A 23,898-nucleotide genomic window follows, 5' to 3' on the forward strand; every position below is an offset into this window, starting at 1 on the left:
CCGGAGGAGTGCAGTGGCAGCCAACGACCGGGCAGCAGCTCCCGGAAAGTCCGGTGGGAGTGCCGGTGCCGATGGCCTGATGCGCGCTTCCCTGAGTGCCGTGGCACCCGGTACGGCCCTGCGTGACGGCCTGGAGCGGGTGCTGCGCGGCAACACCGGCGGCCTGATCGTGCTCGGCTCCGACAAGACCGTCGAGGCGATGTGCACCGGCGGCTTCGTCCTGGACGTGGAGTTCACGGCCACCCGGCTGCGCGAGCTGTGCAAGCTGGACGGCGGCATCGTGCTCGCCTCCGACCTGTCGAAGATCCTGCGGGCCGGCGTCCAGCTGGTGCCGGACCCGACGATCCCCACCGAGGAGACGGGCACGCGGCACCGCACGGCGGACCGGGTCTCCAAGCAGGTCGGCTTCCCGGTGGTCTCGGTCTCCCAGTCCATGCGCCTGATCGCCCTGTACGTCGACGGCCAGCGCCGCGTCCTGGAGGACTCGGCGGCGATCCTGTCCCGGGCCAACCAGGCCCTGGCCACGCTGGAGCGCTACAAGCTGCGCCTGGACGAGGTCGCGGGCACGCTGTCCGCGCTGGAGATCGAGGACCTGGTGACGGTCCGTGATGTCTCGGCCGTCGCCCAGCGCCTGGAGATGGTGCGCCGTATCGCCACCGAGATCGCCGAGTACGTGGTCGAGCTGGGCACCGACGGACGCCTTCTGGCGCTCCAGCTGGACGAGTTGATCGCCGGTGTGGAGCCCGAGCGCGAGCTGGTCGTGCGGGACTACGTCCCCGAGCCGACGGCGAAGCGCTCCCGCACGGTCGAGGAGGCCCTCGCCGAGCTGGACGCGCTCACCCACGCCGAACTCCTCGAACTCGCCACGGTGGCACGCGCGTTGGGCTACACCGGTTCCCCGGAGACCCTCGACTCGGCGGTCTCCCCGCGCGGCTTCCGTCTCCTGGCCAAGGTCCCGCGCCTCCCGGGCGCGATCATCGACCGTCTGGTGGAACACTTCGGCGGCCTGCAGAAGCTCCTCGCCGCGAGCGTGGACGACCTCCAGACGGTGGACGGCGTCGGTGAGGCGCGTGCGCGCAGCGTGCGGGAGGGCCTGTCGAGGCTGGCGGAGTCATCGATCCTGGAGCGCTACGTCTGACCCTCGGTCAGCGGCGGTCCCGCCGGGCACAGGCCCGACGGACGGCACTCGCCCCGATCAGTCGGCGGCCAGCACGAACGAGGTCTGCGCCTTGGCCAGCCCCGGAGCCGCCGCCTCCACCAGATACGTGCCCGCCCCGGCCGATCCCGCCGGAGGCGTCGCGCAGTGCGTCGCGCTCGGCCTGCGGTCCCACGTCACGGTGTAGGTGACGCTGCTGCCCGCCGGCACCCGGTACAGCAGGCTGCTCGGGCCCTCCGGGCAGTCGGACGAGTCCCAGTACTCGTCGTCGGCGTCGGCCTGAGTGATCGTCAACACCGTGCCCTTGGGCCCGAGATCGATCTTGCAGTCGCCCGAGGACGCGTTCTTCGCGGTGAGTTCGAAGGCCGGCCTCTGGTCGGGCGAGTACGAGTTCTGTTTGCTGCGCACCTTCAACGAGACCGAGCCGCTCGTGCAGTTGGGCAGTCCGGAGGACGCCGCGATCGTGGCGCCCGTACCGGTGCCGCTTCCGCCGGACCCGCCGGATCCCTCGCCGGAGCCGTCACCCGAGCCGTCCCCGGACCCCGAGGAACCGTTCCCGCCGGTCGCGTCCGAGCCGCCGTCACCCGACCCGGACCCGTCGCCGCCGCCTCCGCCGGAGCCACCCCCGCCCGACTCGTCGCGGCCGCCCGGGTGTTGGCTGATCACCGGCCCGGACTCGGACGGACCCGGCGTGATCGTGGACGCGGGATCCTTGCCGTTGGACCCGTCGGCGCCGTTCTTGCCGCCACCGCCGCCGGCGGTGACGATCCACGTGGTCAGCAGCGCCAGGACGGCGACCACCGACAGCATGACGGCCCTCCGCCGCCAGTAGATGGACGAGGGGAGCGGCCCGACCGGATTGCGCAGAGATCCCACGGCGCAAACTGTACGAGAGATCGGCGCGCTTGCTTGCGTCACCCGCCGCCCTCCGTACAACTTTTCCGGATCATCATCCCGGCAACTGCCCTTGGGGGGCGCGCTCTTCGCCCCGCCGCACGCTCCGCCACGCGCCCCTGAGCAGGTCCGCCCCGGCGCCGCCACGGACCACGCCCGCCTCTGCCGTGGCAGGATCGGAAGGGACATGACTGAGATGCTCCACGCCCCCGTGATCGCCTGGTTCGACACTCACGCCCGCGACCTCCCCTGGCGGCGCCCGGAAGCGGGCCCGTGGGGCGTGATGGTCAGCGAGTTCATGCTCCAGCAGACCCCGGTCAACCGGGTCCTGCCGGTGTACGAGCAGTGGATGGCCCGCTGGCCGCGCCCCGCGGACCTCGCCGAGGAGCCCCCCGGCGAGGCGGTCCGCGCCTGGGGACGGCTCGGTTACCCGCGCCGCGCCCTGCGCCTGCACGGCGCCGCGGTCGCCATAACGGAGCGCCACGGCGGCGACGTACCGACGGACCACGCCCAGCTGCTCGCGCTGCCCGGCATCGGCGAGTACACGGCCGCCGCGGTGGCCTCCTTCGCCTACGGACAGCGGCACGCGGTGCTCGACACCAACGTCCGCCGGGTCTTCGCGCGGGCGGTCACCGGCGTGCAGTACCCGCCGAACGCCACCACGGCGGCCGAGCGCAAGCTCGCCCGCGCCCTCCTGCCCGAGGACGAGAAGACCGCAGCCCGCTGGGCCGCCGCCTCCATGGAGCTCGGCGCGCTGGTGTGCACGGCGAAGAACGAGACCTGCCAGCGCTGCCCGATCGCCACGCAGTGCGCCTGGCGGCTCGCGGGCAAGCCGGAGCACGAGGGGCCCCCGCGCCGCGGCCAGACGTACGCGGGCACGGACCGCCAGGTCCGCGGCAAGCTCCTCGCCGTACTGCGGGAGGCGCACGCCCCGGTGCCGCAGACCGCCCTGGACCGGGTGTGGCACGAGCCGGTGCAGCGCGCCCGGGCGCTGGACGGACTCGTCGCGGACGGTCTGGTGGAGCCGCTGGCGGGCGGCCTCTATCGGCTCCCGCTGGGCTGACACGCAGGAACAAATCCGCCATACCACACCAAACAAGCCCTGACCTTTACCCAAGGCCTACTTCCGTTACACAACCGACGGACAGCCGATCGCTGTCCGTCGGCTGCCGCGCACAGCCTCGTGACAACGCCTCCGTAGCTTCCTTGTCATGCCCGGACACGGGCCGGACAGGAACGGAGGCGGTTGGCATGGCGCAGGGTGAGGTGCTCGAGTTCGAGGAGTACGTGCGCACCCGGCAGGACGCGCTGCTGCGCAGCGCCCGCCGGCTGGTCCCGAACCCGGTCGACGCCCAGGACCTGCTCCAGACGGCGCTGGTACGGACGTACGGCCGCTGGGAGGGCATCGCGGACAAGCGGCTCGCGGACGCCTATCTGCGCCGCGTCATGATCAACACGCGGACCGAGTGGTGGCGGGCCCGGAAGCTGGACGAGATCCCGACCGAGCAGGTGCCGGACGCCTCCGTGGAGGACTCCACCGAGCAGCACGCGGACCGGGCGCTGCTCATGGACGTCATGAAGGTGCTCGCTCCGAAGCAGCGCAGTGTCGTCGTCCTGCGACACTGGGAGCAGATGTCCACGGAGGAGACGGCCGCGGCCCTCGGCATGTCGGCCGGAACGGTCAAGAGCACGCTGCACCGGGCGCTCGCCCGGCTCCGCGAGGAGCTGGAGGCGCGCGACCTGGACGCACGCGCGCTGGAGCGTGAGGAGCGGGAGCGTTGCGCGGCCTGACCTGCGCCGGGCCCAGGGCCCGACGGAGCGCGCGGGCGGCGATCGCGGCGACGGCCGTGTTCGCCGCTCTCGCCCTCTCCCTCACCGCCTGCGCCACCGGCGGCACCGGCGCCCGCGACGAGGGCCCGGCGCACGCCGACTCGGTGGGGGGCACGGCCGCCTCCCCCGCGCCCAGCCCCTCCGACAGCTACCGCCGGGTGGACGCGGTCAGGCTCGTCCGCGACGACCCGGAGGTCTCGGACGCGGTCAAGCGGGACCTCAAGCCGTGCGCGGGGGACGACTACCCGATCGACGTGTCGTACGGCCATCTGACCGGCGGATCGGCCGTCGACGTCGTCGTCAACGTGCTGACCTGCCGCGACGCGGTGGGCGTCGGCTCGTACGTGTACCGGAAGTCGGGCGGCGGCTACCGGAACGTGTTCAAGGCCGAGGAGTCCCCGGTCTACGCGGAGATAGACCGCGGCGACCTGATGGTGTCGCGGCAGGTGTACGAGAAGAGCGACTCGGTCTCGAGTCCGTCCGGCGAGAACGTCACCACGTACTCCTGGACGTCGGGCCGCTTCGTCGAGGAGTCCTACCACCACACCGACTACGGCAAGGCGATCGGCGGCGGCGCCAGCGCCTCACCGGCCGGCTGACGTGAACACAGCGGACGGCCCATACGTCACACGTGAGTGAGGGCCCCGGCGATGAGCCGGGCCCCGCATCACGGCACGAGAACCACACGAGGCACGAGGACTGAGAGCACCGGGATGGCAGACCAGACCCACGTCCTGTTCGTCGAGGACGACGACGTCATCCGCGAGGCCACCCAGCTCGCCCTGGAGCGGGACGGCTTCGCGGTCACCGCCATGCCCGACGGGCTGTCGGGCCTGGAGGCGTTCCGCGCCGACCGACCCGACATCGCGCTCCTCGACGTCATGGTCCCGGGCCTGGACGGGGTGAGCCTGTGCCGGCGTATCCGCGACGAGTCGACGGTGCCGGTGATCATGCTGTCGGCGCGCGCCGACTCCATCGATGTCGTCCTGGGCCTGGAGGCGGGCGCGGACGACTATGTGACCAAGCCCTTCGACGGCGCCGTGCTGGTCGCCCGCATCCGCGCCGTGCTGCGCCGCTTCGGGCACGCCGCCGGCGCGGCGCAGGCGGCCGGGGCGTCGGGCCCGTCGGCCGCCGACGGCGTCCTGGCCTTCGGCGACCTGGAGATCGACACCGAGGGCATGGAGGTGCGCCGGGCGGGGCAGCCGGTGGGGCTCACGCCGACCGAGATGCGGCTGCTGCTGGAGTTCTCCGCCGCGCCCGGCACGGTGCTCTCGCGCGACAAACTCCTCCAGCGCGTGTGGGACTACGGCTGGGGCGGGGACACCCGCGTCGTCGACGTCCATGTGCAGCGGCTGCGTACGAAGATCGGCCAGGAACGGATCGAGACGGTCCGCGGCTTCGGCTACAAGTTGAAGGCCTGAGCGGAGTTGGGCATGCGGGGGATCATTCGACGCCCTGGTGGCAGGCGCACGGCGGAAGCCGACCACCGTACGGAGCTGTTGACCGACAGCCGTACGGGGCTCGGCGCGGACAGCGGCACGGAGCCCGGGACCGGCGGCCCCACGGGGCTCAGGACCGGCATCCGTACCGGACTCAGATGGAAGCTCAGCGCGGCCATCGCGCTCGTCGGCGCGCTGGTGGCGGTCGCGCTCAGCCTGGTCGTGCACAACGCGGCCCGGGTCTCGATGCTGGACAACGCGCGCGACCTCGCGGACGAACGGGTCCAGATCGCGCAGCGCAACTACGAGCTGTCCGGGCGCCCGAACTTCCCCGGCATCAAGATCGACGACCCGCGGCTGCCGCACGCGCTGCACGCGAAGGTCGAGGCGGGGCGCCGCGCGACGTTCGTGACCGAGAGCAGCGGGAACGTCCCGGACATCTGGGCCGCGGTCCCGGTCAAGGGCGGGCACGTCCTGTCGCTCCACACCCACCTCACCGACCGCAGCACGGACGTGATGAAGGACCTCGACCAGGCCCTGGTCATCGGCTCGATCACGGTCGTCCTCGGCGGCAGCGCGCTCGGCGTGCTCATCGGCGGGCAGCTGTCGCGCAGGCTGCGCAAGGCGGCGGCCGCGGCGAACCAGGTCGCCAAGGGCAAGACGGACGTGCGGGTGCGGGACGCCATCGGCGGGGTCGTACGGGACGAGACCGACGATCTCGCGCGGGCGGTGGACGCCATGGCGGACGCGCTGCAGCAGCGGCTGGAGGCGGAGCGGCGGGTCACCGCCGACATCGCGCACGAGCTGCGCACCCCGGTGACCGGACTGCTGACCGCCGCCGAACTGCTGCCCCCCGGCCGCCCCACGGAGCTGGTCCTGGACCGGGCCAAGGCCATGCGCACCCTCGTCGAGGACGTCCTGGAGGTGGCCCGGCTCGACAGCGCCTCCGAGCGCGCCGAGCTGGAGGACATCATGCTGGGCGAGTTCGTCACCCGGCGCGTGGCCGCCAAGGACCCGGAGATCGCCGTGCGCGTGGTGCACGAGTCGGCGGTCACGACCGACCCGCGGCGCCTGGAGCGGGTGCTGTTCAACCTGCTCGCCAACGCCGCCCGGCATGGCAGGCCGCCCATCGAGGTCACCGTCGAGGGCCGGGTCATCCGGGTCCGCGACCACGGCCCCGGCTTCCCCGAGGACCTGCTCGCCGAGGGGCCGAGCCGCTTCCGCACCGGCAGCTCGGACCGCGCCGGGCAGGGGCACGGTCTCGGGCTGACCATCGCGGCGGGGCAGGCCCGGGTGCTCGGCGCCCGTCTGACCTTCCGCAACGTCCGGCCCGCGGGCGCGCCGGAGCACATCCCGGCGGAGGGCGCGGTGGCCGTCCTGTGGCTCCCGGAGCACGCCCCGACCAACTCGGGCAGCTACCCGATGCTGCCCTAGGGCCTCCTGCCTTCCCGGCCGCCCCGCGGCCGGTCCCGTCAGGCCCAGTCCTTGTCCATGTCGAGGCCGTCCGCACGGGGCTGCGTGAACGAGAACCAGTTCCCCGAGTCGTCGCGCAGCAGCGCCTCCGTGCCGTACGGACGCTCCTGCGGCTCCTGCAGGAACTCCACGCCGCGGTCCTTGAGCTTCTTGTAGTCGCCGTGGATGTCGTCGGTGGTCAGCACTCCGGCGCCGAGCACGCCCTTGGCCACCAGCTTCTTCACCATCTCGGCGGATTCGGGGTCCATCGCGGGCGCGCCGGGCACCATCAGCGTCAGCTCGACGTCGGGCTGCTCCGGGGAGCCTACGGTGAGCCAGCGCATCCCGCCGTCGCCCATCGTCATGTCCGTACGGACCTCGAGGCCCAGCTTCTCGGTGTAGAACTCCTTCGCCCGGTCCTGGTCCAGTACCCAGACGGTGGCGATCTTGAGTCCCTTGATCATGGCGTGCTCCTGTCCGCAGCGGTCTGCATCGTCCTCGTCACCGTAGGCAGCCGCGCCCTCAGTCCGCTTCTCCGGAATTGCGCTGTGCGCCGCCGGGGCCGCTGCGGAACCCGCCCGCCCACAGCATGGCGTAGCACCCGGGTATGAGCGCGGCCCCGCGGCCCACGTGCTTGGTCCGGTACTCGCTGGGTGTCAGACCGGTCCACGCCTTGAACCGGGTCGAGAACGTGCCCAGGCTGCTGAAGCCGACCAGGAGGCAGATCTCGGTCACCGACAGGTCGGCGGTGCGCAGCAGGTCCTCCGCCCGCTCTATCCGGCGGTGGGTCAGATACTGGCCGGGCGTCTCGCCGTACGCCTCCTTGAAGGCGCGGACGAAGTGGAAGCGCGAGTAGCCGGCGTGCGCGGCCACCGCGGCCAGGTCGAGCCCCGGATCGGCCCAGTCGCGATCCATGGCGTCCTTGGCCAGGCGCAACTGGCGCATTTTGTCCATGCCCACGATGCTGACACGCGCCACTGACAATCCCCACCACGGCCGCAACCATCAATTGAGGAAGCCCCACGGCGGGCAACCACGTCCGCGAGAGCGGCGCCGGTTTAAGGCGCAAAAAAGAGCCCCCCGGGGCGGACACTGGCCGGGGGGCCTTCGGCTTCAGGACTCAGACGGTCGATTCAGGCGGTCGACTCAGACGGTCTCGGCGACCGCCATCGGCGCCTCGTCGGCGGTCTCGTCCGCCGCGGGCTTCTGCGGGGCGCCCCTGAGCGGCACCTCCTTCACGAACAGCGCCGCGAGCAGCACGCTGACCGCGATCACTGCGCCCAGCAGGAACGCCGAGTGTGTACCGGCGGACACCGCGTGCTGGTACGCCTCGCGCACCGGCTGCTGCAGCTTGGCGAGGCTGGCCGCGTCCAGCGAGGCGGAGCGCTCGGTCACCTTGGAGCCCAGGGCACCGGCCCGCTCGGCCATGACGTGCTGGACCCGGTCGTTGAACAGGGCGCCCATGACGGCGACGCCGAAGGAGCCGCCGAGCGTGCGGAACAGGGTGGCCGACGAGGACGCGACGCCCATGTCCTTCATCTCCACGCTGTTCTGCGCGACCAGCATGGTGACCTGCATCAGGCAGCCCATGCCGAGACCGACGACGGCCATGTACACGCCGGAGGTGAACCGGGTGGTGTCCGTGTCCATCAGCGACATCAGATACAGGCCGACGATCATCAGCGCGCCGCCGAGGATCGGGAAGACCTTGTAGCGGCCGGTGCCGGTGGTGACCCGCCCGGCGATCATCGACGTGACCAGCATCGCGCCGAGCATCGGCAGGAGCAGCAGTCCGGAGTTGGTCGCGGACGCGCCCTGCACCGACTGCTGGTACAGCGGCAGGAAGAGCGTGGCGCCGAACATCACGAAGCCGGTGACGAAGCCGATGACCGAGGTCAGCGTGAAGTTGCGGCTGCGGAAGATGTGCAGCGGCAGGACCGGCTCGGCGGCCTTGGTCTGCCGGAACACGAACCCGATCAGCGCGGCGACGCCGATGGCGATCAGCTCCATGATCCGCGCGGACGTCCAGGCGTACTCCGTGCCGCCCCAGGTCGTCACCAGCACGATCGCGGTGATGCCGACGGTCAGCAGCGCGGCGCCGAGGTAGTCGATGCGTGCCTTGGTCCGCTTCTTCGGCAGGTGCAGTACGGCACTGATGGCGGCCAGCGCGACCACGCCGAGCGGCAGGTTGATGTAGAAGGCCCAGCGCCAGCCCCAGTTGTCGGTGATGGTGCCGCCGACCAGCGGGCCGCCGATCATCGCGAGCGCCATGACGCCGGCCATCATGCCCTGGTACTTGCCGCGCTCGCGCGGGGGAATGAGGTCACCGATGATCGCCATGACGCCGACCATCAGACCGCCGGCGCCGAGGCCCTGGATCGCGCGGAACCCGATCAGCTCGCCCATGTTCTGGGCCATGCCGCCGAGCGCGGAGCCGATCAGGAAGAGCACGATCGAGGTCATGAAGGCGCCCTTGCGCCCGTACATGTCGCCGAGCTTGCCCCAGATCGGGGTGGAGGCCGCGGTCGCGAGCGTGTACCCGGTCACGACCCAGGACAGGTGCTCCAGGCCGCCGAGCTCGCCGACGATCGTCGGCATCGCCGTACCCACGATCATGTTGTCGAGCATCGCGAGCATCATCGCGATCATGAGCGCGAGCAGGACGACTCGCACGCTCCTGGGCTGTTTGCCCTGGTCATCCGGTATCTGCTGGCCCGCCTGGGCCGGCTGTGTGTCCGCCATCGTTCCCTACTCCCCCCGACGCGGCCACTTACCTGCCGCCCGGCTAGTTCACTACAATGGGAAGGTAGCCTTTTACTAGCCGGGCGTCAAGTAAGTTTCCGCGGGAGCGCGAGGAGTACGAGGATGGGCGTCACCATGGACGGCACCAAGCAGCAGCGCCGCGGCAACACCCGCCAGCGCATCCAGGACGTGGCGCTCGAACTCTTCGTCGAGCAGGGCTACGAGAAGACTTCCCTGCGCGAGATCGCCGAGCACCTCGGCGTCACGAAGGCGGCGCTCTACTACCACTTCAAGACCAAGGAAGAGATCATCGTCAGCCTCTTCGAGGACCTGACGAGACCGGTCGAGGAGCTGATCGAGTGGGGCAAGCAGCAGCCTGACACGCTGGAGACGAAGCAGGAGATCGTACGGCGCTACAGCCAGTCACTGGTCGACGCGGGACCGCTGTTCCGCTTCATGCAGGAGAACCAGGCGACCGTACGGGAACTGCGCATCGGCGACACCTTCAAGGACCGCATGGGCCGCCTGCGCGACATCATCATCGACTCCGACGCCGAGCTGGTCGACCAAGTGCGCTGCATCAGCGCCCTGTTCACGCTCCACGCGGGGATGTTCGTCATGCAGGACCTGGAGGGCGATCCCGAGAAGAAGCGGGAGGCGGTTCTGGAGGTCGCCATGGATCTGGTGACCCAGGCGCACGAGCGCGCCCGGGGAGCCGAGGGCATCGCGGCGAGCAAATCCTGAAAGAACGGGCGACAGAAGCCCGTTCGGGATCGGCCACCCGCCGGAAAAACGACAAGCCCGCGGCCGCGACGTCATGATGACGCCGCGGCCGCGGGCTGTGACGACTTCCCCGAAGAAGTGGTGCTACCTCAGACGGTCACGCCCTGGGCGCGCAGGAAGACGACCGGGTTGATCGCCGAGCCGTAGTTCGGGGTCGTACGGACCTCGAAGTGCAGGTGCGGGCCCGTGGTGTTGCCGGTGTTGCCGGACAGGGCTATGTGCTGGCCTTCGGCGACGATCTGGCCGACCTTCACGTCGATCCGCGACAGGTGGGCGTACTGCGTGTACAGCCCGTTGGCGTGCTTGATGACGATGGCGTTGCCGTAGGCGGGACCGTCACCGCCGCCCCAGGGGCCGGCCTTGACGACGGTGCCACCGTGCGCGGCGACGACGTCGGTGCCGATCGGCACGGCGTAGTCCTGACCGCTGTGCTTGTGCATCCAGTGACTGCCCGCCTGGTCGAAGCCGGCGGTGAGCGTGTAGTTCTTCACCGGGTCCATCCAGGACACGGTGGGCTTGGCGGCGGCGACGGCCTTGGTCGCGACGGGGGCGGCCTCGACGCCGGCCTGCGCGGGGGCGGCGGATGCGATCCCGGCGCCGAGGGCGGCCGAGATGCCGACACCCGCGGCCACGACGGCGGCACGGTTACGAATCAGGGAAGAGCGGGACATGGCGCGCTTGAACATCCAAACCTCATGCTTTCGGGGACGAAGAAGCCCCGCGACGCACAGCCGTTCGCCGGTGGGGCCATACCTTGGTAACCCGAGGCCCCAGATGCACTCAATCCCCCCCATCTACGACATGGGGCAGTAGGCGCCCGGGCGGACTCCACCCCCTTGACAAGCCCCCGAGCGGCCGAGCAGGGCTCTGACGAGGCGGAACCCGTGGTCACCCGATCCCCGAAATGCCCGCTTTGAGCCTAATTCGCCCCTTACACACCACTATCGGGGCTAGTAACAGCCATATCACCTGTGCCGCATATCACCGCACACCAAGATCCAACAGCCTTGGAATGTGACCGCCGTTACGCCGACATACCCCCACAATCGAGTCGGACTGAACGCCTGAACCGTCGAAATCATGGCCGCAAACGCCCCCCGCAGGGAACATGCTTCAGACCCGGCACCCGACCGTCGCCAGGGCGTCCTTGACCTCCCGCGCCACACGGGCCGCGTCCTCGGGGTTGTTCACCACGTCTGTGCGGTTCATGTCGATGACGAGGACCTCGCTGGCCGAGTAGTGCTTGTGCACCCAGTCGTCGTAGCCGGACCACAGCGTCCGGTAGTACTCGATGAGGGCCTCGTCCTGTTCGAAATCGCGGCCCCGCAGCCCGATACGGTGCAGCACCGTGTCGAAGTCCGCCTTGAGGTAGACCATGAGATCGGGCGCCTTGCGGTACGGAAGGCCGTCGATCTCGCGCATCATCTCGTCGAGCAGACCCTCGTACACCTGCATCTCGAGGGAGCTGATCCGGCCCAGGTCGTGATTGACCTTGGCGAAGTACCAGTCCTCGTAGATGGACCGGTCGAGGACGTTGTCGCCCTGCTTGTACGCCTCCTTGATCGCGGCGAACCGCGTCTGCAGGAAGTAGAGCTGGAGCAGGAAGGGGTAGCGCTTCGCCTGGATCTCCTCGAGGCTCGCCGTGTAGAAGAGCGGAAGGATCGGATTGTCGTCCACGCTCTCGTAGAAGACTTCGCTGCCCAGCTCCTTGGCGAGCAGTTCGGCCACACTCGTCTTGCCGATCCCGATCATGCCTCCGACGCAGATCACTGGCATACCTCACTTCTCCCCGGGGGTCTTCTGTTCGTGGGCGGGTGGGATGGGCGCCCCACGCCGCTGAGACACACGTCGGCGGCCACGCGATTCCCCGGGATCTTCATGATCAGCGTCATGCGGTCCCCGTCCGGACCAAGGCCCTGACACAGACCGCTCACCTCGACTGGCCGGCCTGACCGTTCCTCAGTCGCCGCGCGCAGCGACGAGCCATAGCCCTGCGGCCGTCTTGAAGCTTAAATGACGATTCACCCAACGCCGTCCACAGCGCCGGCACCCGCCTCGCCGACCCCGCTCAGCCCAACAGGATCTTCGAACGACGGCACCTCCGCGTGTACGCCGCCGTACGCTCCCCGTCGACCTCCTCATCGGCAGCCGCAGACACTGACTACGGCGACACGCGCCCGCGATCGAGCCTGAACCACACCCGTTCGGATGACCTGATCACATTCCGGCACCCGCAAAGATCGCCCTGCGCAACGCTCGCCCCATGACCTTGCGCAAGAACTCCGAGACGTTCGACGCCACCGTCCCCGCCCAGCTGGGTTCCCTGCCCTCCTGGTACGGCGATCTGCTCGGCGACGTCAAGGAGACGGTGGCCGGGGCGCGCCTGCGCGCGCAGCGGGCCGTGAACACCGAACTCGTCCAGATGTACTGGCAGATCGGCAAGCTGATCCTCGCCCGCCGGGAGCAGGAAGGCTGGGGCACGAAGGTCGTGGCCCGGCTCGCGGCGGACCTGAAGGCCGCCTTCCCCGGGCAGCGCGGATTCTCTCGCCGCAACCTGATGTACATGCAGAAGCTGGCCCGGACCTGGCCGCAGCCAATCGTGCAACAGGCTGTTGCACAATTGCCCTGGGGCCACATCACCGTCCTCATGGACAAACTCGAAACCCGCGCCGAGCTGGACTTCTATGTCACCGAGGCCGTTCGCAAGGGGTGGTCCCGCGCCCTGCTGGACCGCTTCATCCACCAGGGTCTCCATCTCGCCCAGGGCTCAGCTTCGACCAACTTCGAGCTGACCGTCCCTGATGACTCCGCGGTCCTCAAGGAGCTCGCCCGGGACCCGTACCGCCTCGATTTCCTCGGCCTCGACAAGGAACACGCCGAGCATGAGCTCGAAGAGGCGATCGTCGCCAACATGGTCCGCTTCCTCACCGAACTCGGTGTCGGATTCGCCTTCGTCGGCCGCCAGTACCCCGTGCTCATCGGCGGCGATCAATACCGCATCGACTTGCTCTTCTACCACCTCAAGCTGCACCGCTACTTTGTCTTCGAGCTGAAGACAAAGGACGTACGCCCCGAGCACGTCGGCAAGCTCAACTTCTACGTCAGCGTGGTCGACCAGTTGGTCCGCGACCCGCAACGTGATGACGCGACCATCGGCTTCCTCATCGGGGCCCACCACAACAAGGCGGCCGTACAACTCGCCCTCGACGCCAGCAACAACCCGCTGGCCGTGACCAACTACTCGAATCTCTCCCCTACGGAGCGCGAACTCGTCCCCACGGAAGAGGACTTGTCCCGTGTGGTCCAGGACGCCATCGACTCCGTAAGGCCATGACCACGCGCGACCGAATGACCGTACGCTGACAGGCAAAAGGCCAACCACAGCCGCGGGGGATCGAGCGACATGGAACCGGCGTCCATCGGCGTCAAGTTGGCATCCGGCGTGGTCACGCCACTGGTCAAGAAGCTTTTCGTCAGCGAAGGAGCGGGCGCCGGGCTGGTCGACAAGCCGGTGCGGATTTCGGGGTTCGTCTCCTTCAAGGGCGAGAAGCGTACGCTCGCGAAGCCGGACCTGCACAAGCTGTCCACGGGCTTGGTCAGGCAGGCCATGAAAAGCGGGGAGCGGCCCATAGCCCCGGACGAGGAGGAGGCCGTCGCCTACGCCCTCGCCGACACCCTGTACGCCCTCGGCGACCTCACCATGACGGACGTACAGGCGGTCGAACTCGGGCACGACGCCCTCGCCGACGCCCTCCGCGCCGCGAGCGGACACCCGGACCGCGATCTCTCGCTGGACGGGGGCCTGTTGTGCCGGCGGCTGCTCGGCACGGCCTGCCTGCACATCCTGCACTTCTTCACCCAGCGCTCCACCTTCGTTCCCCGCACCCTGGTCGAGCAGTCGCGCCGCCAGAGCGAACTCATCGCGAAGATGGACGCGTTGATCGTCAGGACGCCGCCGCCCGGCGGCACAGACACGGCCTTCGAGCAGCGCTACCTCGCGTACGTTGCCACAAAGCACAGCCACCTCACCATCTACGGCATCGACCTGGTCAACTCCCCCGAGCGCTGGCCCCTCGACGCCGCCTACCTCAGCCTTGAGGCGCTGTGCGCGGCCGAGGACGGCGAGGCGGCCGGCCCGGACGGGACGCCCATGGCCTCGGCCACGACCGCGCTTCCCGCCGAACAGGCCCTCTCCGAGCACGACTTGGTGCTGCTGCGCGGAGTCGCCGGCTCCGGCAAGACGACGCTCGTGCAGTGGCTCGCGGTCACCGCTGCCCGAGGCGAGCGGGGTGATCGCGTGCCTTTCGTCCTCCCCCTCCGTACCCTGGTCCGCCGCCCCGACGGCCTCCCCGCCCCCGACGCCTTCCTGTCCGCCGTACGAGTCCCCTTCCACGCCACCACGCCGCCCAGCTGGGCGGACCGCGTGCTCACCGCCCGCCGCGGGCTGCTCCTGGTCGACGGCATCGACGAGATCCCGGAGCGGGAGCGGGAGCGCACCCGCCGCTGGCTGCGCGACCTGCTGGACGTGTACCCCGGCAACCAGTGGCTGGTCACCTCCCGGCCCTCCGCCGTACGGGAGGACTGGCTCGCCGCTGACGGCTTCACGGAGCTGGCGCTCACGCCGATGAGCCGCGACGACGTGTCCGCGTTCATCACCCGCTGGCACACGGCGGCCCGCATCGACGCACCCGACCCCGACCGCCTCGACGGCTACCAGCGCTCCCTCCTCCACGCCGTCCAGACCAAGCCCGACCTCGGTCGCCTCGCCACCAACCCCCTGATGAGCGGCCTGATCTGCGCACTGCACCGCGACCGGCGCGGCTATCTCCCGAACGGACGTCAGGAGTTGTACGACGCCGCCCTGTCCATGCTCCTCGCGCGGCGCGACGAGGAACGGGACATGTTCTCCGGCGGAGACGGCGACGTACGCCTCGGTGAACTCCCCCAGATCCAGCTGCTCCAACGGCTCGCGTACTGGCTGATCCGCAACAACCAGTCCGAGATGGACCGGGAGCGAGCGGAGCGCATCATCGCCGACATGCTGCCGTCCCTGCCGGCGGCCGCTCAGGGCGACGCCCACCGCATCCTGAACCACCTCCTCCTCCGCAGCGGCCTGCTGCGCGAACCCACCGTCGGCACCGTCGAGTTCGTCCACCGCACCTTCCAGGACTACCTCGGCGCGAAGGCGGCCGTGGAGGACGGCGACTTCGGGCTGCTGGTGCGGGGCGCGGCGGACGAGCAGTGGGCGGACGTGTTCCGGCTGGCGGTCGCCCACGCCCGACCTCGCGAACGTGCCGAGCTGCTCAGTGACTTGACCGACTCGGCACGGCATCTGACAGGCGCCGCGGCCACGCGCGTACGACTCCTCGCCCTCGCCTCACTGGAACACGCGACGCAACTCGACCCCACCGTCCGAGCCACCGTGCAGCAAAACGCCGCCGCCCTCATCCCGCCCCGGACGACCGACGAGGCCCGCGCCCTCGCCTCCGCCGGACCGATCACCCTGGAGCTGCTGCCAGGCCCGGAGGGGCTGAGCGACGAGGAGGCCCGGGCCGTCGTCATCACCGCGTCGCTCATCGGAACGGAGGCGGCCGTGCCGGTGCTGGCCCGGTTCCGGGACCATCCGGCGCTGCCCGTGCGCGCTCAACTGACGTGGACCTGGGACCGGTTCGCCACACGGAGGTACGGACAGGAGGTCATCGCCCACCTGCGACAGGACGGCCTCTTCTTCACCGCCCGCTCGGCGCAGCAGCTGCGCTTTCTGCGCGAGCTGGGCGGCCGCCGGTTCCACCAGGTCGTCGGCGACATCGATCCGTCCGAGGTGAGCACCGGGCTCGCGCCGGACCAGGTGACCCGGTTGAACCTGCGCGACAACGAGCGGCTGCCGGACCTGACCGGCCTGTCGGCCCTGCGGCGGCTCACCTATCTGGACCTGAGCAAGTGCCCCTTGGTGGACGACCTCACTCCGATCTCCCACCTTCCGCTGGACTGGCTGTCGTTGAGCATGCTGCCGGGGCTGACGAAGCCCGGCGCGCTCGCCCCGCTCTCCGGCTCGGCGAGCCTGCGCTCACTCGACCTGGGCATCCTCCTGCAGGCCGACAGTCTCGATGACGCCCTCCCCGGGGACGTCCCCCTGCGCCATCTGCGCTTCGCCAAGAACGCCCTGCGGCACACCGGTCTGCGCGGCCTGAACCGCGTCGCGTCGCTGAGGCAGCTGAGCCTGGCCAACCTCGTCACGCCCCTCTCCCCCGAGGACTACGAGGAGATCGCCCGGTTGCCCGGGCTGGAGGAACTGCGGATCATCTGGGACGTCGCCGGCTGGGAGGGGCCGCCCCTGCCGGGCATCCGCGGCCTCCGACTCAACCAGTTCACGGGGGACGAGGACCTCTCGGAGCTCGCCGTACTGTTCCCGAGCCTCCGCACGATCGAGATCACGCTCGCCCCGGGGAGCACCGGCGTACCGGACCACACCCTGGCGACGCTCCCCGTCACCCCCACCATCACCAGGCCGCACAGCGTGGTGTGACGCACACCTCTGTACGACTACCCATCAGTAACCCTACGGTTCCCCTCGCGCCACCCTCGCTCAAGAGCATGTCCCTGACACAGGAACGTACGGCACACACATGACCATGCCGTACGGACGGGAGAGGACCCCCCACCGATGACCAGTCGCCATTGGGCGCGCCGCATGTCCGTCACCGTCGTCTCCGTGGCCGCCCTGGCCGCGACGTCCGCGCCCGCCGACGCCGCGACGACGAGCAGCACATCCACGTCCGCGACCTCCGCCAAGGTCGACTACGCCACCTGGCAGAAGGACTGCCAGGCGGTGATGGACCAGGCCCTGCCGTATCTGAAGGACCGCATCGCCGCCGCCGGGCCGGGCGAGAAGCAGGCGATCGTCTTCGACATCGACAACACCACGCTGGAGACCGACTTCGGCTTCAGCTACCCGCAGCCGGCCAACAGGCCGGTCCTGAACGTCGCGGAGTACGCCCAGGAGCACGGCGTCTCGCTCTTCTTCGTCACCGCCCGCCCGGGCATCGTCTACGGGCCCACCGAGTACAACCTCGAGTACGACGGTTACGACGTCACCGGTCTCCGTGTCCGCGGACTGTTCGACCTGTTCAAGGACGTCGCCGACTACAAGACGGCCCAGCGCGCGGACATCGAGGACAACGGCTACACGATCATCGCGAACATCGGGAACAGCGCCTCCGACCTCTCGGGCGGCCACGCCGAGAAGACGTTCAAGCTGCCGGACTACGACGGGCAGCTGTCGTAGCCCCAGCCGGGTACGCGAAAGGGGGCCGGTGCTCTTGAAGAGCACCGGCCCCCTTTCGTTCAGCCTTCAGACGAGCACCCGAAGGGTCACGCGTCCTTGCTCAGGTTCGGCCCGGCACCGCCGGCCGCCTGCTCGATCGGCGGGACGTCGGGCAGCGCCGACTTCTCCTCGCCGCGGAAGGTGAAGGTCTTGTTCTCGCCCTCGCCCTCGGTGTCCACGACCACGATGTGGCCGGGGCGCAGCTCGCCGAAGAGGATCTTCTCGGACAGGGTGTCCTCGACCTCGCGCTGGATCGTGCGACGCAGCGGACGCGCACCCAGGACGGGGTCGTAACCCTTCTTGGACAGCAGCTCCTTGGCGGACTGGGAGAGCTCGATGCCCATGTCCCGGTCCTTCAGGCGCTCGTCCACCTTGCTGATCATCAGGTCGACGATCCGCAGGATGTCCTGCGGCGTCAGCTGCGGGAAGACCACCACGTCGTCGACGCGGTTGAGGAACTCGGGCCGGAAGTGCTGCTTGAGCTCGTCCTGGACCTTGTTCTTCATGCGCTCGTAGTTGCTCTTCGTGTCACCCGTGGCCGCGAAGCCCAGGTTGAAGCCCTTCGAGATGTCCCGCGTGCCGAGGTTGGTCGTCATGATGATGACCGTGTTCTTGAAGTCCACGACCCGGCCCTGGGAGTCGGTCAGGCGACCGTCCTCCAGGATCTGCAGCAGCGAGTTGAAGATGTCCGGGTGGGCCTTCTCGACCTCGTCGAACAGGACCACGGAGAACGGCTTGCGGCGGACCTTCTCGGTCAGCTGGCCGCCCTCTTCGTAGCCCACGTATCCGGGCGGGGAACCGAAGAGACGCGAGACCGTGTGCTTCTCGCTGAACTCCGACATGTCGAGGGAGATCAGCGCGTCCTCGTCGCCGAAGAGGAACTCGGCGAGCGCCTTGGACAGCTCGGTCTTACCGACACCGGACGGGCCGGCGAAGATGAACGAGCCACCGGGGCGCTTCGGGTCCTTCAGACCGGCACGCGTACGGCGGATCGCCTTCGACAGCGCCTTGACGGCGTCGACCTGGCCGATGACCCGCTTGTGGAGCTCGTCCTCCATGCGGAGCAGGCGGCTGGACTCCTCCTCGGTCAGCTTGAAGACCGGGATGCCCGTGGCCGTGGCGAGGACCTCGGCGATCAGCTCGCCGTCGACCTCGGCGACGACGTCCATGTCGCCGGCCTTCCACTCCTTCTCCCGCTTGGCCTTCGCGGCGAGGAGCTGCTTCTCCTTGTCGCGCAGGGAGGCGGCCTTCTCGAAGTCCTGCGAGTCGATCGCGGACTCCTTGTCCCGGCGGACACCGGCGATCTTCTCGTCGAACTCGCGGAGGTCCGGCGGCGCGGTCATCCGGCGGATGCGCATCCGGGAGCCGGCCTCGTCGATCAGGTCGATCGCCTTGTCCGGCAGGAAGCGGTCCGAGATGTAGCGGTCGGCCAGGGTGGCGGCCTGGACCAGCGCCTCGTCGGTGATCGAGACGCGGTGGTGCGCCTCGTACCGGTCGCGCAGGCCCTTGAGGATCTCGATCGTGTGCGGCAGCGACGGCTCCGCGACCTGGATGGGCTGGAAGCGGCGCTCCAGGGCCGCGTCCTTCTCCAGGTGCTTGCGGTACTCGTCCAGCGTGGTCGCACCGATGGTCTGCAGCTCACCGCGGGCCAGCATCGGCTTCAGGATCGAAGCGGCGTCGATGGCGCCCTCGGCGGCACCCGCACCGACCAGCGTGTGCAGCTCGTCGATGAACAGGATGATGTCGCCGCGGGTGCGGATCTCCTTGAGCACCTTCTTCAGGCGCTCCTCGAAGTCACCGCGGTAGCGGGAGCCGGCGACCAGGGCGCCGAGGTCCAGCGTGTAGAGGTGCTTGTCCTTGAGCGTCTCGGGCACCTCGCCCTTGACGATGGCCTGGGCGAGGCCCTCGACGACGGCGGTCTTACCGACGCCGGGCTCACCGATCAGCACCGGGTTGTTCTTGGTACGGCGGGACAGCACCTGCATGACCCGCTCGATCTCCTTCTCGCGCCCGATGACCGGGTCGAGCTTGGACTCACGAGCGGCCTGGGTGAGGTTCCGGCCGAACTGGTCGAGGACCAGGGACGTCGAGGGCGTGCCCTCGGCAGGGCCGCCGGCGGTGGCGGTCTCCTTGCCCTGGTAGCCCGACAGCAGCTGGATGACCTGCTGACGGACACGGTTGAGATCGGCACCCAGCTTGACCAGGACCTGGGCGGCGACGCCCTCGCCCTCACGGATCAGGCCGAGCAGGATGTGCTCGGTGCCGATGTAGTTGTGGCCCAGCTGAAGGGCCTCGCGGAGCGACAGCTCCAGGACCTTCTTGGCACGGGGGGTGAAGGGGATGTGCCCGGACGGGGCCTGCTGGCCCTGACCGATGATCTCCTCCACCTGCTGGCGGACCGCCTCGAGCGAAATCCCGAGGCTCTCAAGGGCCTTGGCGGCGACACCCTCACCCTCGTGGATCAGGCCCAGGAGGATGTGCTCGGTGCCGATGTAGTTGTGGTTGAGCATCCGGGCTTCTTCCTGAGCCAGGACGACAACCCGCCGCGCGCGGTCGGTGAACCTCTCGAACATCGTTAATCGCTCCTCAGAGCGGTCAGGCAGTGGGGGGAACTTCCCCTCCCTGTCCTTCCGCAGCTTAGTCCCGCAAGCGGGGACCGCTCATTCCAACTGCCGACACCGTCGATGGCCTCCTGACCCCGAACGCCGACATCTGCTCCAACCCGATGGTGCGAGACGATGTTCCCGCAGGCCAAGCGGTTACCCCTGTCTCCAGTACGCCGATGGCGAACGTGAGACGGCCCACCCTGCGTGTCGCCCCCTCCCACTAGGGATGTCTTACCCGCACGCACTGACACTCCATACCGCGCGCGCCGGTTCCCTCCGCTATGGGCGAACAACCTTGCGCCTCCCCGAGCCCCCACGCGCCCCTTTTATGGGCGCGCTGCGCAATTGCCGAAATACCCAGCGTAACTTGCGGGCGTATTCGGTGGTTGCACTGGGCATGGTCGGCTCGGTGTCCACGACGCCCCTTCCTCGCCTTCCTCGTCGTCCGCCCGGCCCCGGCGGCCCCGGCGGTACGGCCGGTCCGGAGTTTCCGGGTCGTCCGGTCGCCCGGATCCGGCGCTGGTACGAGAACGAACTGGGGTGGACGACCGTGCCCGGTGAGCCGCTCCGGCTTGTCACGGGCCTGCGTTTCGACGTCCTGGACGTGCCGGCGGAGGCGGGCACGGCGGCGCTGAGGCATCTGACGGGGGCGTCTCCGGTGGCTCTGCGAGGCGACCGGATGCTGATCCTGGTGGCCGCGGGCAGCGCGGAGGAATTGCCGGGGCTGCTGGACTGGCTGGAGTGGGGCGCGCTGGCGCTCGACCTCACAGCCCTCGGCGCGGACGGCCGCATGGCCGCACCGCTGCCCCCTGAGCCCCCGGGGCTCCCCGGACAGAGCTCGCCCGGAACCCGGCCGCCTCGTTCCCCGCGTCCCGCACAGGGGGCCGCCGTATGGCTGCGGCCCCCCGAACCGGGGTACGAGGTCGAGGCCTCGTTGCCGACGCTGTCGGCCGTGGGGGGCGTGGGGGGCGCCCCCGATCTCGTACGTCTTGTGGACACGGTGGCCACGGGGTGTCACCGGATCCGGCTGCGGCGCGCGTGCGCGCGTCCGCCGCTTTCTCAGCCGTTGGCCTTCTCGTAAGCCTCGCGGATGCTGGCGGGAACACGGCCGCGGTCATTGACCTCGTAACCGTTCTCCTTGGCCCACGCACGGATCTGCGCGGTGTCCTGGCTGCCACCGGAAGCGGCACGAGCCTTTCCACGCCCGCCCGAAGCACGGCCTCCGGTACGACGACCACCCTTCACATAGGGATCGAGAAGTCCCCGCAGCGTGTCCGCATTGCCGGTCGTGAGATCGATCTCGTACGTCTTGCCGTCCAACGCGAACGTAACGGTCTCGTCCGCCTCGCCGCCGTCGAGGTCGTCGACAAGAAGGACCTGAACCTTCTGTGCCACCGGATTTCCTTTCATCGATAACGTGAGGGTCTGGGGTCTGCGGCGTCCGCCGTTTCACCGCCCCCTGTTATATGCAGTACTGCAGTACGTCGGAAAGCAAACCGCTTTTGCCGGAAAAACACAAACCCCTGGCAGAGACTCAGCGACCGCCCCCGACCGGAAAGATGCGCGTTTCGGACATAGGGAACCGGGGCAGGGTCGGAGCGCCGGAATACCGGGCGCATCTAGGCGATCACAGATGCAGAAGCATCCGGCTGTTGCCCAAGGTGTTCGGTTTCACTCGTTCGAGACCGAGGAACTCGGCGACGCCCTCGTCATAGGAACGCAAGAGCTCCGCGTACACATCGGCGTCCACAGGCGTCTCGCCGATCTCCACGAAGCCGTGCTTCGTGAAGAAGTCCACTTCGAAGGTCAGGCAGAAAACGCGGCGAACGCCGAGCAGGCGGGCGGTCTCCAGCAACTTCTCCAGCAAGTGGTGGCCGACGCCCGCTCCCTTCAGTCCCGGCTTCACCGCGAGAGTGCGGACTTCCGCAAGGTCTTCCCACATGACGTGCAGCGCACCGCAGCCGACCACCTCGGCGCCATTGCCGTTGCCGGCGTCGCGTTCCGCGACCCAGAACTCCTGGATGTCCTCGTAAAGCGTCACGGTCGCTTTGTCGAGCAGGATGCGCTCGCGGGCGTAGGCGTCAAGGAGGCGGCGCACGGCCGGGACATCGCCGGTCCGGGCCCGTCGGACGGTGACGGCTTTTGCGGTGACTTCGGGGCGGTCTCCTGCCATGGGCGGACGTTATCGCCCCTGGGCGTCCTGCGCGGAGCCGGGGTTCTCGTCTTCCGGGGTTTGCGGGCCCTGGACGATGCGTACGGCATCCCTCAAGGACTGGCGCTGTTCGTCGCTCATCATCCCGAAGAAGGCGACGAGAGCGGCCGCCGGGTTGTCGCTCTGGGACCAGGCGTCGTTCATCAGGGCGGCGGCGTACGCGGCGCGCGTGGAGACGGCCTCATATCGATAGGCCCGGCCTTCCGCCTCGCGTCGCACCCAGCCCTTCTGATGGAGATTGTCCAAAACGGTCATGACCGTGGTGTACGCGATGGAGCGTTCCTGTCGGAGGTCTTCCAGGACTTCTCGAACGGTCACCGGGCGGTTCCACTTCCACACGCGCGTCATGACCGCGTCTTCGAGTTCTCCCAATGGGCGAGGCACAGCTCAGAACAATACTGGGAGATCCCGGCAATGGCGTGCCGAACGTGCATCTTCATCGGTAAACCCGAACAAAAAGGGCGTACGACTCGGAAAGCACAGGGTGCGTGAGTCGTACGCCCGGGCGCCGGGAGGCGCCCCGATGCGGCTTGCCGCCGGTCGCGAGCTGCTTGCCGCCGGCCGGCTTCAGACGTCGGAGCCGGCGGACGCCTGCCGTACGCCTTCCGCGCGCGCGAGGGCGGCATCGACGGCGGCGTCCTCCTTGGCCTTGGCGGCCCCGCCCTGGGTCTTCACGATCACCCTGACCACACCGATGAACAACGCGGCCATGACGACCGGGGGCACGAGCGCGGAGACATAGTCCATGCCCCCAGGGTAGCCACGGGGGCAGGGACGGCAGGGCCGGGGTGCCCGGGCCTCACCCCGCGGCGAGCCGCTGCCGGGGCGGGTTGGGGCCGGAGGGGGACGTGGGGGGCTTGCGGCGCGGGAAGACCTCGCCCGGGGTGGGGATCGGCCGGGACGGCTTCTGCGGGGCGGGCTGGGGGGACGGGCGCTCGGTGGGCTTCTTGTCCTGCCCGTCGCCCGCACTGCCCCCGGGGAGGGCCAGCAGCCGGATGCACCCCCGAGAGGCGGGCACGCCCGGGGCGGCGTCGCGGTTCGCGCGGCGGTCCAGGCGGTCCAGGCGCTCCAGCAGGGCCGCCGCAGTGGGATTGCCGCGCAGGGCCCGCAGCGCGGCGAGGTCGTCGGCGGTCGGCCGGTACCCGGCGCCCAGCACCTCGTCCAGGAGCGCCAGATACCCGGCGGCGGTGCCGGGGAGGGCGGCGCGATACCGGCCGAGGTCGGCCACGACGAAGGCCCGCAGCCGGGCCCCCTCGCGCAGCGCCTCGTCGAGCGACTCGGCGAGGCGGAGGCAGTCCTGGACGTCCTCGGCCGAGGCGGGGCCGGGGTGGAGGGCGAGGGCGAGGGCACGGCGGAGCACACACAGCTCCTCCGCGCCGAACGCCATGCCGCCGCGGGATCCGTATGGCGTGGGCATGCGGTGACGCTACCGCTAATCGGACAAAACAGACGGTTCGGGC

General features: G+C 69.6%; 23 protein-coding genes. 11 read left to right on the plus strand and 12 right to left on the minus strand.

Going from position 1 to position 23,898, the window contains the following annotated elements:
* Positions 1-13 precede the first annotated feature (13 nt).
* Positions 14-1,138 (plus strand): DNA integrity scanning diadenylate cyclase DisA, encoded by a 1,125-nt coding sequence (gene disA, locus ABZ910_RS24930; protein WP_361368976.1) that lies wholly within the window; start codon positions 14-16, stop codon positions 1,136-1,138.
* A 57-nt stretch (positions 1,139-1,195) separates the two neighbouring features.
* On the opposite strand, the gene ABZ910_RS24935 is transcribed toward disA, so the two are convergent.
* Positions 1,196-2,032 (minus strand): hypothetical protein, encoded by an 837-nt coding sequence (locus tag ABZ910_RS24935; protein ID WP_361368978.1) that lies wholly within the window; start codon positions 2,030-2,032, stop codon positions 1,196-1,198.
* Between the two features lie 205 nt (positions 2,033-2,237).
* On the opposite strand from ABZ910_RS24935, the gene ABZ910_RS24940 reads away from it, so the two are divergent.
* From ABZ910_RS24940 to cseC, 5 genes are all read left to right on the plus strand, one after another.
* Complete coding sequence (locus tag ABZ910_RS24940) at positions 2,238-3,113, plus strand: A/G-specific adenine glycosylase (protein WP_361368980.1); 876 nt, start codon at positions 2,238-2,240, stop codon at positions 3,111-3,113.
* Between the two features lie 188 nt (positions 3,114-3,301).
* The gene (locus ABZ910_RS24945; protein ID WP_361368982.1) at positions 3,302-3,841 is read left to right on the plus strand and encodes a SigE family RNA polymerase sigma factor; all 540 of its coding nucleotides are present in this window, start codon (positions 3,302-3,304) and stop codon (positions 3,839-3,841) included.
* Positions 3,829-4,479 carry a hypothetical protein gene (locus tag ABZ910_RS24950; RefSeq protein WP_361368984.1) on the plus strand — a complete coding sequence of 217 codons (651 nt, stop codon included), beginning with the start codon at positions 3,829-3,831 and terminating at the stop codon, positions 4,477-4,479. Before ABZ910_RS24945 ends, ABZ910_RS24950 begins: the two co-directional genes overlap by 13 nt.
* A 114-nt stretch (positions 4,480-4,593) precedes the next feature.
* On the plus strand, positions 4,594-5,301 hold the full coding sequence (cseB, locus tag ABZ910_RS24955) for a two-component system response regulator CseB (protein ID WP_361368986.1): 708 nt from the start codon (positions 4,594-4,596) through the stop codon (positions 5,299-5,301).
* Between the two features lie 12 nt (positions 5,302-5,313).
* Positions 5,314-6,753 (plus strand): two-component system sensor histidine kinase CseC, encoded by a 1,440-nt coding sequence (cseC, locus tag ABZ910_RS24960; RefSeq protein ID WP_361368988.1) that lies wholly within the window; start codon positions 5,314-5,316, stop codon positions 6,751-6,753.
* Between the two features lie 38 nt (positions 6,754-6,791).
* On the opposite strand, the gene ABZ910_RS24965 is transcribed toward cseC, so the two are convergent.
* The 3 genes from ABZ910_RS24965 to ABZ910_RS24975 form a co-directional block, all read right to left on the minus strand.
* Entirely contained in the window at positions 6,792-7,235 is a 444-nt protein-coding gene (locus ABZ910_RS24965; RefSeq protein ID WP_361368989.1) for a VOC family protein, read from the minus strand.
* 58 nt (positions 7,236-7,293) lie between these two features.
* A complete protein-coding gene (locus tag ABZ910_RS24970) occupies positions 7,294-7,716 on the minus strand; it encodes a helix-turn-helix transcriptional regulator (RefSeq protein WP_361369148.1) in 423 nt (140 codons plus the stop codon).
* A gap of 201 nt (positions 7,717-7,917) precedes the next feature.
* Positions 7,918-9,513, minus strand: a complete 1,596-nt coding sequence (locus tag ABZ910_RS24975; RefSeq protein WP_361368991.1) for an MDR family MFS transporter — start codon at positions 9,511-9,513, stop codon at positions 7,918-7,920.
* Positions 9,514-9,636: 123 nt separating this feature from the next.
* On the opposite strand from ABZ910_RS24975, the gene ABZ910_RS24980 reads away from it, so the two are divergent.
* Positions 9,637-10,257 (plus strand): TetR/AcrR family transcriptional regulator, encoded by a 621-nt coding sequence (locus tag ABZ910_RS24980; RefSeq protein WP_361368992.1) that lies wholly within the window; start codon positions 9,637-9,639, stop codon positions 10,255-10,257.
* Between the two features lie 128 nt (positions 10,258-10,385).
* On the opposite strand, the gene ABZ910_RS24985 is transcribed toward ABZ910_RS24980, so the two are convergent.
* The gene (locus ABZ910_RS24985; RefSeq protein WP_361368994.1) at positions 10,386-10,982 is read right to left on the minus strand and encodes a M23 family metallopeptidase; all 597 of its coding nucleotides are present in this window, start codon (positions 10,980-10,982) and stop codon (positions 10,386-10,388) included.
* A 427-nt stretch (positions 10,983-11,409) separates the two neighbouring features.
* On the minus strand, positions 11,410-12,072 hold the full coding sequence (locus ABZ910_RS24990; protein WP_361368996.1) for a deoxynucleoside kinase: 663 nt from the start codon (positions 12,070-12,072) through the stop codon (positions 11,410-11,412).
* A gap of 487 nt (positions 12,073-12,559) precedes the next feature.
* Here ABZ910_RS24990 and ABZ910_RS24995 point away from each other — a divergent pair, with 487 nt between their 5' ends.
* From ABZ910_RS24995 to ABZ910_RS25005, 3 genes are all read left to right on the plus strand, one after another.
* Positions 12,560-13,630 (plus strand): PDDEXK nuclease domain-containing protein, encoded by a 1,071-nt coding sequence (locus ABZ910_RS24995; RefSeq protein ID WP_361368997.1) that lies wholly within the window; start codon positions 12,560-12,562, stop codon positions 13,628-13,630.
* Between the two features lie 69 nt (positions 13,631-13,699).
* On the plus strand, positions 13,700-16,822 hold the full coding sequence (locus ABZ910_RS25000) for an NACHT domain-containing protein (protein WP_361368999.1): 3,123 nt from the start codon (positions 13,700-13,702) through the stop codon (positions 16,820-16,822).
* A gap of 138 nt (positions 16,823-16,960) precedes the next feature.
* Positions 16,961-17,581 carry an HAD family acid phosphatase gene (locus ABZ910_RS25005; RefSeq protein WP_361369001.1) on the plus strand — a complete coding sequence of 207 codons (621 nt, stop codon included), beginning with the start codon at positions 16,961-16,963 and terminating at the stop codon, positions 17,579-17,581.
* Positions 17,582-17,667: 86 nt separating this feature from the next.
* Here ABZ910_RS25005 and ABZ910_RS25010 read toward each other — a convergent pair whose 3' ends face one another.
* Positions 17,668-20,193: an ATP-dependent Clp protease ATP-binding subunit gene (locus tag ABZ910_RS25010; RefSeq protein WP_361369003.1), complete on the minus strand. Its 2,526-nt coding sequence runs from the start codon at positions 20,191-20,193 to the stop codon at positions 17,668-17,670.
* A gap of 430 nt (positions 20,194-20,623) precedes the next feature.
* Here ABZ910_RS25010 and ABZ910_RS25015 point away from each other — a divergent pair, with 430 nt between their 5' ends.
* Positions 20,624-21,307, plus strand: coding sequence for an SCO3374 family protein (locus ABZ910_RS25015; RefSeq protein WP_361369150.1), 684 nt, complete (start codon positions 20,624-20,626; stop codon positions 21,305-21,307).
* On the opposite strand, the gene ABZ910_RS25020 is transcribed toward ABZ910_RS25015, so the two are convergent.
* From ABZ910_RS25020 to ABZ910_RS25040, 5 genes are all read right to left on the minus strand, one after another.
* Positions 21,286-21,621, minus strand: a complete 336-nt coding sequence (locus ABZ910_RS25020) for an Lsr2 family protein (RefSeq protein ID WP_361369004.1) — start codon at positions 21,619-21,621, stop codon at positions 21,286-21,288. The two genes, ABZ910_RS25015 and ABZ910_RS25020, sit on opposite strands and share 22 nt — an antisense overlap.
* A 232-nt stretch (positions 21,622-21,853) precedes the next feature.
* Complete coding sequence (locus tag ABZ910_RS25025) at positions 21,854-22,399, minus strand: amino-acid N-acetyltransferase (protein WP_361369006.1); 546 nt, start codon at positions 22,397-22,399, stop codon at positions 21,854-21,856.
* Between the two features lie 9 nt (positions 22,400-22,408).
* Entirely contained in the window at positions 22,409-22,822 is a 414-nt protein-coding gene (locus ABZ910_RS25030) for a BlaI/MecI/CopY family transcriptional regulator (RefSeq protein ID WP_361369008.1), read from the minus strand.
* A gap of 183 nt (positions 22,823-23,005) precedes the next feature.
* A complete protein-coding gene (locus tag ABZ910_RS25035) occupies positions 23,006-23,185 on the minus strand; it encodes a hypothetical protein (RefSeq protein ID WP_361369010.1) in 180 nt (59 codons plus the stop codon).
* 52 nt (positions 23,186-23,237) lie between these two features.
* Positions 23,238-23,825 carry a hypothetical protein gene (locus tag ABZ910_RS25040; protein ID WP_361369152.1) on the minus strand — a complete coding sequence of 196 codons (588 nt, stop codon included), beginning with the start codon at positions 23,823-23,825 and terminating at the stop codon, positions 23,238-23,240.
* Between the last annotated feature and the right edge of the window lie 73 nt (positions 23,826-23,898).

It is taken from the genome of Streptomyces sp. NPDC046805, assembly GCF_040645355.1.
Lineage (GTDB): Bacteria > Actinomycetota > Actinomycetes > Streptomycetales > Streptomycetaceae > Streptomyces.

Bases quoted from the DNA above. Each gene is read 5' to 3' on its own strand.
- ABZ910_RS24940 (WP_361368980.1), top strand. From the start codon at position 2,238: ATGACTGAGATGCTCCACGCCCCCGTGATCGCCTGGTTCGACACTCAC.
- ABZ910_RS24945 (WP_361368982.1), top strand. From the start codon at position 3,302: ATGGCGCAGGGTGAGGTGCTCGAGTTCGAGGAGTACGTGCGCACCCGG.
- cseB (WP_361368986.1), top strand. From the start codon at position 4,594: ATGGCAGACCAGACCCACGTCCTGTTCGTCGAGGACGACGACGTCATC.
- cseC (WP_361368988.1), top strand. From the start codon at position 5,314: ATGCGGGGGATCATTCGACGCCCTGGTGGCAGGCGCACGGCGGAAGCC.
- ABZ910_RS24965 (WP_361368989.1), bottom strand. From the start codon at position 7,235: ATGATCAAGGGACTCAAGATCGCCACCGTCTGGGTACTGGACCAGGAC.
- ABZ910_RS24970 (WP_361369148.1), bottom strand. From the start codon at position 7,716: ATGCGCCAGTTGCGCCTGGCCAAGGACGCCATGGATCGCGACTGGGCC.
- ABZ910_RS24975 (WP_361368991.1), bottom strand. From the start codon at position 9,513: ATGGCGGACACACAGCCGGCCCAGGCGGGCCAGCAGATACCGGATGAC.
- ABZ910_RS24980 (WP_361368992.1), top strand. From the start codon at position 9,637: ATGGGCGTCACCATGGACGGCACCAAGCAGCAGCGCCGCGGCAACACC.
- ABZ910_RS24985 (WP_361368994.1), bottom strand. From the start codon at position 10,982: ATGTTCAAGCGCGCCATGTCCCGCTCTTCCCTGATTCGTAACCGTGCC.
- ABZ910_RS24990 (WP_361368996.1), bottom strand. From the start codon at position 12,072: ATGCCAGTGATCTGCGTCGGAGGCATGATCGGGATCGGCAAGACGAGT.
- ABZ910_RS24995 (WP_361368997.1), top strand. From the start codon at position 12,560: ATGACCTTGCGCAAGAACTCCGAGACGTTCGACGCCACCGTCCCCGCC.
- ABZ910_RS25000 (WP_361368999.1), top strand. From the start codon at position 13,700: ATGGAACCGGCGTCCATCGGCGTCAAGTTGGCATCCGGCGTGGTCACG.
- ABZ910_RS25005 (WP_361369001.1), top strand. From the start codon at position 16,961: ATGACCAGTCGCCATTGGGCGCGCCGCATGTCCGTCACCGTCGTCTCC.
- ABZ910_RS25010 (WP_361369003.1), bottom strand. From the start codon at position 20,193: ATGTTCGAGAGGTTCACCGACCGCGCGCGGCGGGTTGTCGTCCTGGCT.
- ABZ910_RS25015 (WP_361369150.1), top strand. From the start codon at position 20,624: ATGGTCGGCTCGGTGTCCACGACGCCCCTTCCTCGCCTTCCTCGTCGT.
- ABZ910_RS25025 (WP_361369006.1), bottom strand. From the start codon at position 22,399: ATGGCAGGAGACCGCCCCGAAGTCACCGCAAAAGCCGTCACCGTCCGA.
- ABZ910_RS25035 (WP_361369010.1), bottom strand. From the start codon at position 23,185: ATGGACTATGTCTCCGCGCTCGTGCCCCCGGTCGTCATGGCCGCGTTG.
- ABZ910_RS25040 (WP_361369152.1), bottom strand. From the start codon at position 23,825: ATGGCGTTCGGCGCGGAGGAGCTGTGTGTGCTCCGCCGTGCCCTCGCC.